Here is a 7,633-nt window from a genome sequence, read left to right on the forward strand (position 1 = left end):
CAGCCACGGGCACACTGCCGACGCGATCGAGAACCTCGAAGAACTTCGCCTTGAGTTCCACGGAAACGGACACGGTCCTCGCAACCCCCAGAAGATCCGGGTGTTGCGAGGACCACTAGACCCCAAGGTACAGGAAGGGGCCCTTCGTGACACCTGGGACGGGTCAGATCGGGTCGCCGATGTTGACCTGCGGGACCGGGGCCCGCATCCGGCGGAAGGTGATCGACCGCATGATCGCGTACAGGTAGAGCGAGCCGAGCTTCTGGTCGGTCTTCGGGAACCGCTGCCCGACCAGCTTCTTGATCTTCCGCGAGATCAGCACCGAGTCGATCACGACCCCGATGGCCAGCGCCCCCCAGAGCAGGTTCGACACCAGTCGGACCACCGGCGGCATCGCCTGGGACGAGCCGATCAGCACGATCAGCGCGCCGCCGAAGAACCAGGTGCCGACGGTACGGCGGGAGTCGACCACGTTGCGCGCCAGCAGCCGTTCCGGCCCCCGGTCACGCGGCCCGCCCTCCCGGCGGAACTCCTCGGCGGCCTGGGCCCGCGCGGCCCGGCGCCGCTCGCGCGCCTCCTGCTTGTTCGCCGGTACCGGATCAGCGGTCAACCGACGACCGGCGGCCGGCCGCTTCGGGGTGACCCTGCCCAGTTCCTTCTTGCTCGGGGTGTACCCCCGGGAGCGGACGGACGGGGACTGCTCGTCGGGCGCGTCCTGCGGGACGGCCTCGTCGACGAGCTGGCTGGACTTGCGGCGAAACAGCGACGGCACGGGGTGAAGGGTAGCCAAACGTCGACGCCCGGTGCACATCAAGGTGCACCGGGCGTCGGGTGAGGTCCGTTACGGGCGATACCGCCGGTGGGTCAGGGGCGCTCGACGTGGGCGCCGAGACTGGCCAGCTTCGCCTCGAAGTCCTCGTAGCCGCGGTTGATCAGGTCGACCCCGTAGACCCGCGAGGTGCCCTCGGCGGCCAGCGCGGCGATCAGGTGCGAGAAACCGGCCCGCAGGTCCGGGATGACCAGGTCGGCCGCGTGCAGCTTGCTCGGCCCGGCGATCACCGCCGAGTGCTTGAAGTTGCGCCGACCGAACCGGCACGGGGTACCGCCCAGGCAGTCCCGGTAGACCTGGATGTTGGCGCCCATCGAGTTCAGCGCCTCGGTGTAACCCAGCCGCTGCTCGTACACCGTCTCGTGGACGATCGACAGACCCTGGGCCTGGGTCAGCGCCACCACCAGCGGCTGCTGCCAGTCGGTCATGAACCCCGGGTGCACGTCGGTCTCCAGGGCCACCGACTTCAGCTCGCCGCCCGGATGCCAGAACCGGATGCCGCCCTCCTGGCCGGCCGAGCCGAGCCGGGGCGGACGGGCGTCGGTGACCTCGTACGCGCCACCGACCGACCGGAACACGTTCAGGAAGGTCATCATGTCGGCCTGCTGCGCGCCGAGCACCTCGACGCCACCGCGGGTGGCCAGCGCGGCGGCGGCCCAGCTCGCCGCCTCGATCCGGTCCGGGATCGGCCGGTGCCGGTACCCGCCGAGCTTCGGCACCCCCTGGATCTCGATGACCCGGTCGGTGTGCACCTTGATGATCGCGCCCATCTTCTGCAGGACGCAGATCAGGTCGATGATCTCGGGCTCCACGGCGGCGTTGCGCAGCTCGGTGACCCCGTCGGCCATCACGGCGGTGAGCAGCACCTGCTCGGTGGCGCCGACGCTCGGGTACGGCAGCGAGAACTTCGTCCCGTGCAGGCCGTTCGGGGCGGTCAGGTGCAGCCCCTCGGGGCGCTTCTCGACCACCGCGCCGAACTCGCGCAGCGCCTGCATGTGGAAGTCGATCGGCCGGGGACCGATGTGGCAGCCGCCCAGGTCGGGGATGAAGGCGTGGCCGAGGCGGTGCAGCAGCGGACCGCAGAACAGGATCGGGATCCGGCTGGACCCGGCGTGCACGTTGATCTCGTCGGTGCTGGCGCTCTCCACGTTCGCCGGGTCGAAGACCAGCTCACCGTCCTCGTCGCCGTCGGTGACCCGGACGCCGTGCAGTTCGAGCAGGCCGCGGACCACCTCCACGTCCCGGATCCGGGGTACGTCGTAGAGCCGGCTCGGCGAGTCACCGAGCAGTGCCGCGACCATCGCCTTGGACACGAGATTCTTCGCGCCGCGGACCCGGATCTGCCCCTGTAGGGGGGTGCCTCCGTGTACGACCAGTACGTCGTCGGTCAACGCAACCTCCAGCGCGTCGGTGCTGCTGTGGAAAGTTAAGGGGCGGGTGATCGACCACTGCCGCTACCCGAGGGGGCGCAACCGTCGTCACGGTTGGCTCGTTGTCGCCCGGGCAGCATAGCCCTCGGTTATCCACCGGAGCGGTTCAGACCGTTCCGATGGCACAAAAAAGGGACGACGGTGATTATCCGTACGACAACAGTCACTCAGGGTTAAGTTGTGGTCAGGGCAGGGCGAGCATCTGGTCCAGTGCTACCCGGGCCTGGTGCGCGGTAACCGGGTCGACGGTGATCTGGTTGACCACCCGACCCGCGACCAGCTCCTCCAGCGCCCACACCAGGTGCGGCAGGTCGATCCGGTTCATCGTCGAGCAGTAGCAGACCGCCCGGTCGAGGAACATGATCTGCTTGTCCGGGTGGGCGAGCGCGAGCCGGCGTACCAGATTGAGCTCGGTGCCCACCGCCCACGCCGAACCGGCCGGCGCGGCCTCGATCGCCCGGATGATGTACTCGGTCGACCCCACCTGGTCGGCGGCCGTCACCACCTCGTGCCGACACTCCGGGTGGACCAGCACGTTCACCCCGGGCACCCGCTCCCGGACCTCGTTGACGCTGTCGAGGGTGAACCGCCCGTGCACCGAGCAGTGCCCGCGCCAGAGGATCATCTTCGCGTCCCGCAACTGCTCCGGGGTCAGCCCGCCGCCCGGCTTGTGCGGGTCGTAGAGGACACAGTCGTCCAGCGAGAAACCCATCTCCAGCACGGCGGTGTTCCGGCCGAGGTGCTGGTCGGGCAGGAACAGCACCTTCTGCCCCTGCTCGTACGCCCAGGTCAGCGCCCGCTTGGCGTTCGACGAGGTGCAGACCACGCCACCGTTGCGGCCGACGAAGCCCTTGATGTCGGCCGACGAGTTCATGTAGGTCACCGGGACCGTCTCCCCGGCGATGCCCAGGTCCTGCAGCAGCTCCCAGGCGGTCTCGACCTGCGACAGCACCGCCATGTCGGCCATCGAGCAGCCGGCGGCCAGGTCGGGCAGGATCACCTTCTGGCGGTCCGAGGTGAGGATGTCGGCGCTCTCGGCCATGAAGTGCACACCGCAGAAGACGATGTACTCCGCGTCCGGCCGGGCCGCCGCCTCCCGGGCCAGCTTGAACGAGTCGCCGGTCACGTCGGCGAACTGGATCACCTCGTCCCGCTGGTAGTGGTGGCCCAGCACGAAGACCCGGTCACCCAGCGCCGCCTTGGCCGCCGCCGCCCGCGCCACCAGGTCGGGGTCGCTCGGCGCCGGCAGGTCACCCGGGCACTCGACGCCGCGTTCGGTGGCCGGATCGCCGCCCCGGCCGAGCAGCAGCAGGGCGGTGGCGGTGGGGGAGGGCTCAACCCAGGGCTCGTTCACGTCCTCCATGGTGTCCCACGACCCGGACGGGGCGCAGCCGGCCCCGGTGTGGGCTGCCACACTGATCCACCATGCGCGTGCTGCTCTGTCCGGACAAGTTCGCCGGCACCCTGTCCGCCCCCGACGTGGTGGCGGCGGTCACCGACGGCTGGCGTCAGGTCGCCCCGGACGACGACCTGGTGGCCCGCCCCCTGGCCGACGGTGGGCCCGGCTTCGTCGAGGTGCTGGCGGGAGCGGTCGACGGGCGGCGGGTGCCGGTACCGACGGTCGACCCGCTCGGCCGGGCCGTGCCGGGGGAGATCCTGCTCACCACCGACGGCACCGCCTACCTGGAGAGCGCCCAGGCGTGCGGCCTGCACCTGCTCGACCCGGCGGAGCGCGACCCGAAGGCCACCACCTCGTACGGCCTGGGCCTGCTGGTCGGCGCGGCGGTGGAGCACGGCGCCCGGCGGGTGGTGATCGGGCTGGGCGGCTCGGTGACCAACGACGCCGGCGCCGGGATGCTCGCCGCCCTCGGCGCCGCCCCGCTGGACGTCGCCGGACACGCCCTGCCCTACGGCGGGGCGGCGCTGACCACGGCCGAGAGCCTCGCCGGTCCGCCCCGACTGCGCGACGTCGACCTGGTGGCCGCCACCGACGTGGACAACCCGCTGGTCGGGCTGCACGGCGCCAGCAACGTGTACGGCCCGCAGAAGGGGGCCAGCCGCTCCGACGTGCTGCTGCTCGACGCGGCCCTGGAGCGCTTCGCGACGGTGCTGGAGCGGGAACTGCCGTCCTGCCCGACGGGGCTGGCCACGCTGCCCGGCGGTGGGGCGGCCGGCGGGCTCGGCGCGGCCGTGCTCGCCCTCGGCGGCCGGTGCGAATCGGGCATCGCCCTGGTCACCCGGCTGATCGGGCTGGACGCCGCGTTCGACGCGGCGGACCTGGTGATCACCGGGGAGGGTTCGTTCGACCACCAGTCGCTGCGCGGCAAGGTGGTCGCCGGGGTCGCCGGGGCGGCCCGGGACCGGGGACTGCCCTGCGTGGTGCTGGCCGGTCGGGTCACCGCCGGCCGACGCGAGGCGGCGGCGGCCGGGGTGACCGAGGCGTACAGCCTGGTGGAGCACTTCGGGGACGTGGAGACGGCGATGGCCCGGCCGGCGGACGGGCTGCGGGCGCTGGGTACCCGGCTGGCCGGCCAGTGGAGCCGCTGACCCTTTTCCGCGTGGCCGGCGTGCTCCGCCCGGCCACGCTCGCGGTTCCCGCCGAGCCGCCGGGTGACCTTCGTCGCTGCGGCCTACAATCGGAATCGCACCAGATTGGGAATCACAGGACCGGCGGCTAGCGTTGCCCGGTACGGACCAGACCGAACCCGCGCAGGGAGAATGCCACGTGACCACGCCAGCGCAGACCGAGTCGACCGAGGCCCAGGCCCCGACCGCCATCGTCCTCACCGACGTCGCGGCGCAGAAGGTCAAGGCCCTGATCGAGCAGGAGGGCCGCGACGACCTGCGGCTCCGGGTCGCCGTGCAGCCGGGCGGCTGCTCGGGCCTGCGGTACCAGCTCTTCTTCGACGAGCGCTCGCTCGACGGTGACATCGTCTCCGACTTCGGTGGCGTCGAGGTCGTCGTCGACCGGATGAGCGCCCCCTACCTGGCCGGCGCCACGATCGACTTCGCCGACCGGATCGACGCCCAGGGCTTCACCATCGACAACCCCAACGCGCAGAACTCCTGCGCCTGCGGCGACTCGTTCCACTGAGCCGGCCGTCGCGGTCGACCGCGACAGCGGATCGGCCGGTACCGGTGCGACCTGCATGAACGGCGGGGCCGTCCCTTTCCCGGGACGGCCCCGCCGTTTTCCGTTCGCCGGACGGGTGTCCGGCGGACGGTGACGCACGGTGAACGGCAGCGGTCCGGTGCGTGGCCGGCGGCTGACAGACGGTCCGTGCGGAGACGACGGGGACGGTAGGCTGACCCGCGCCGTGCTCCCGTACCCGACCCTGAGGGCCGACATGAAGATCGCCGTAACCGGCTCCATCGCGACCGACCACCTGATGTCCTTCCCGGGCCGGTTCGCTGACCAGTTCATCGCCGACCAGCTGCACAAGGTGTCGCTGTCCTTCCTCGTCGACGACCTGGTACTGCGCCGGGGAGGTATCGCCGCGAACATCGCCTTCGGGATGGGCCAGCTCGGTCTGCGGCCGATCCTGCTCGGAGCGGTCGGCACCGACTTCGCCGACTACCGGTCGTGGCTGGAGCGGCACGGGGTGGACTGCGACTCGGTGCACGTCAGCGAGGTCGCGCACACCGCCCGGTTCGTCTGCACCACCGACCAGGACATGTGCCAGATCGCGTCGTTCTACGCGGGGGCGATGAGTGAGGCCCGCAACATCGAACTGGCGCCGGTGGCCGCCCGCGTCGGTGGCCTCGACCTCGTGGTGATCAGCCCCAACGACCCGGCGGCGATGATCCGGCACTCGGAGGAGTGCCGCGAGCGGGGGTACGCCTTCGCCGCCGACCCGTCCCAGCAGCTCGCCCGGATGGACGGCGCCGACGTGTTCGGCCTGATCGACGGCGCGCGGTACCTGATGACCAACGACTACGAGAAGTCGCTGCTCCAGAACAAGACCGGGCTGACCGACGACCAGTTGCTGGACCGGGTCCAGGTGCGGGTGACCACGCTCGGCAAGGACGGCGTGGAGATCGTCGGCCGGGACGTCGCGCGGATCCACGTCCCGATCGCCCGCGAGATCGAGGCGGTCGACCCGACCGGTGTGGGCGACGGGTTCCGGGCCGGTTTCTTCACCGCGCTCTCCTGGGGGCTCGGGCTGGAACGGGCCGCCCAGGTCGGCTGCCTGCTCGCCACCCTGGTGCTGGAGAGCTTCGGCGGCCAGGAGTACGACGTCCGCCGGGACCTGTTCGTCAAGCGTCTGGCCGAGTCGTACGGCGAAGCGGCGGCCGACGAGGTCCGCCCGCACCTGCTCGGCTGAGCCGCATCCCGCCGGATCCCGGCGGTCCCACCGTTTCGTCGGCACGCCGTCCGTCCCGGACCGGGACGGACGGCGTGCGGCTGTACGGCGGGGTGTGCCCGTGCCGTGGCCGCTGCCCGGGCCTGGCCGCAGAGGGCGTGTCGGCCCCTTTGCTCTGCTTCACTCCCGGCGACACTGCGGCCCGGAAACTGTTGCCTGCGCTGAAGCAGAGCAAAGGGGCCGAACAGGAGGGCTGACTCCGGGCACGCGCCCCGAGGGGTCGTCCTGCGCCGGGGTCCGCGCCGCGCGCCGTCCGCGCCGGGGGTCAGTGGACGCGCCGGACGTCGTAGGCGGGCGCCCCGGCCACCTCCGCCGCGCCGACGAACTCCTGCCCGCGCATCCGGCACCAGGCCGGGATGTCGTTGGCCGCCGCCGGGTCGTCGGCGAGTACCCGGACGGTCGCCCCGACCGGCAGCCCGGGTAGCCGGCGGGCGAGTGCGATCACCGGCAGCGGGCAGCGCTGACCCCGGCAGTCCAGCGTCTCGGCCGGTACCTCCGACCCGTCGGATCCGGCGTCCACCGTCACAGTCCCACCACCCCGGCCTCGGCGCGGAGCTGTCCGACGATCCCGGGCAACTCGTCGAGGAACCGGGCCACCTCCGCCTCGGTGGTTCCCCGGTGCAGGGAGATCCGGATGTTGCCGTGGGAGAGCACCCCCATCGCCTCCAGCACGTGTGACGGCCGCAACGTCGACGAGGTGCACGACGAACCGGACGAGACGGCGAAACCCCGCCGGTCCAGCGCGTGCAGCAGGGCCTCCCCGTCGACGTACAGGCAGGAGAAGGTGACCAGGTGCGGGAGTCGGTCCACCGGGTCGCCGACCACCTCCACGTCCGGCACCACCGCCGCCACCGTCGACCGGATCCGGTCCACCAGCGGCGCCAACCGGCGGGCCTCGGCCGCCGCCTCCGCCGCCGTCGCCCGCAGGGCCGCCGCCGCCGCGACCACCGCCGGCAGGTTCACCACTCCCGGGGTACGCCCGCCCTCCCGGTCGTCGGCCGGGTAGGGCG

8 protein-coding genes are annotated in these 7,633 nt (G+C 72.0%); 3 read left to right on the forward strand and 5 right to left on the reverse strand.

All coding sequences use genetic code 11. From position 1 onward, the window contains the following. Window positions 1–163 precede the first annotated feature (163 nt). The 3 genes from GSF22_RS27565 to nadA all read right to left on the reverse strand — a co-directional run bounded on the left by GSF22_RS27565 (window position 164) and on the right by nadA (window position 3,613). Window positions 164–772 carry a DUF3043 domain-containing protein gene (locus GSF22_RS27565; protein ID WP_307804377.1) on the reverse strand — a complete coding sequence of 203 codons (609 nt, stop codon included), beginning with the start codon at window positions 770–772 and terminating at the stop codon, window positions 164–166. 92 nt (window positions 773–864) lie between these two features. Then, window positions 865–2,220, reverse strand: coding sequence for a UDP-N-acetylglucosamine 1-carboxyvinyltransferase (murA, locus tag GSF22_RS27570; protein ID WP_208816657.1), 1,356 nt, complete (start codon window positions 2,218–2,220; stop codon window positions 865–867). A gap of 223 nt (window positions 2,221–2,443) precedes the next feature. Further along, window positions 2,444–3,613, reverse strand: coding sequence for a quinolinate synthase NadA (gene nadA, locus GSF22_RS27575; protein WP_208816658.1), 1,170 nt, complete (start codon window positions 3,611–3,613; stop codon window positions 2,444–2,446). Window positions 3,614–3,684: 71 nt separating this feature from the next. On the opposite strand from nadA, the gene GSF22_RS27580 reads away from it, so the two are divergent. From GSF22_RS27580 to GSF22_RS27590, 3 genes are all read left to right on the forward strand, one after another. Then, on the forward strand, window positions 3,685–4,806 hold the full coding sequence (locus tag GSF22_RS27580) for a glycerate kinase family protein (RefSeq protein WP_208816659.1): 1,122 nt from the start codon (window positions 3,685–3,687) through the stop codon (window positions 4,804–4,806). A 178-nt stretch (window positions 4,807–4,984) separates the two neighbouring features. After that, window positions 4,985–5,353, forward strand: coding sequence for an iron-sulfur cluster insertion protein ErpA (gene erpA, locus GSF22_RS27585; RefSeq protein ID WP_208816660.1), 369 nt, complete (start codon window positions 4,985–4,987; stop codon window positions 5,351–5,353). 253 nt (window positions 5,354–5,606) lie between these two features. Beyond that, complete coding sequence (locus tag GSF22_RS27590; RefSeq protein WP_208816661.1) at window positions 5,607–6,584, forward strand: carbohydrate kinase family protein; 978 nt, start codon at window positions 5,607–5,609, stop codon at window positions 6,582–6,584. A 304-nt stretch (window positions 6,585–6,888) separates the two neighbouring features. Here GSF22_RS27590 and GSF22_RS27595 read toward each other — a convergent pair whose 3' ends face one another. Beyond that, complete coding sequence (locus tag GSF22_RS27595; RefSeq protein WP_307804378.1) at window positions 6,889–7,143, reverse strand: sulfurtransferase TusA family protein; 255 nt, start codon at window positions 7,141–7,143, stop codon at window positions 6,889–6,891. Between the two features lie 2 nt (window positions 7,144–7,145). Beyond that, window positions 7,146–7,633 (reverse strand): aminotransferase class V-fold PLP-dependent enzyme (locus GSF22_RS27600; RefSeq protein WP_208816662.1); only part of this gene is annotated, 488 nt, incomplete at its 5' end.

Source organism: Micromonospora echinofusca (genome assembly GCF_017614955.1).
GTDB classification, from domain to species: Bacteria; Actinomycetota; Actinomycetes; order Mycobacteriales; family Micromonosporaceae; genus Micromonospora; species Micromonospora echinofusca_A.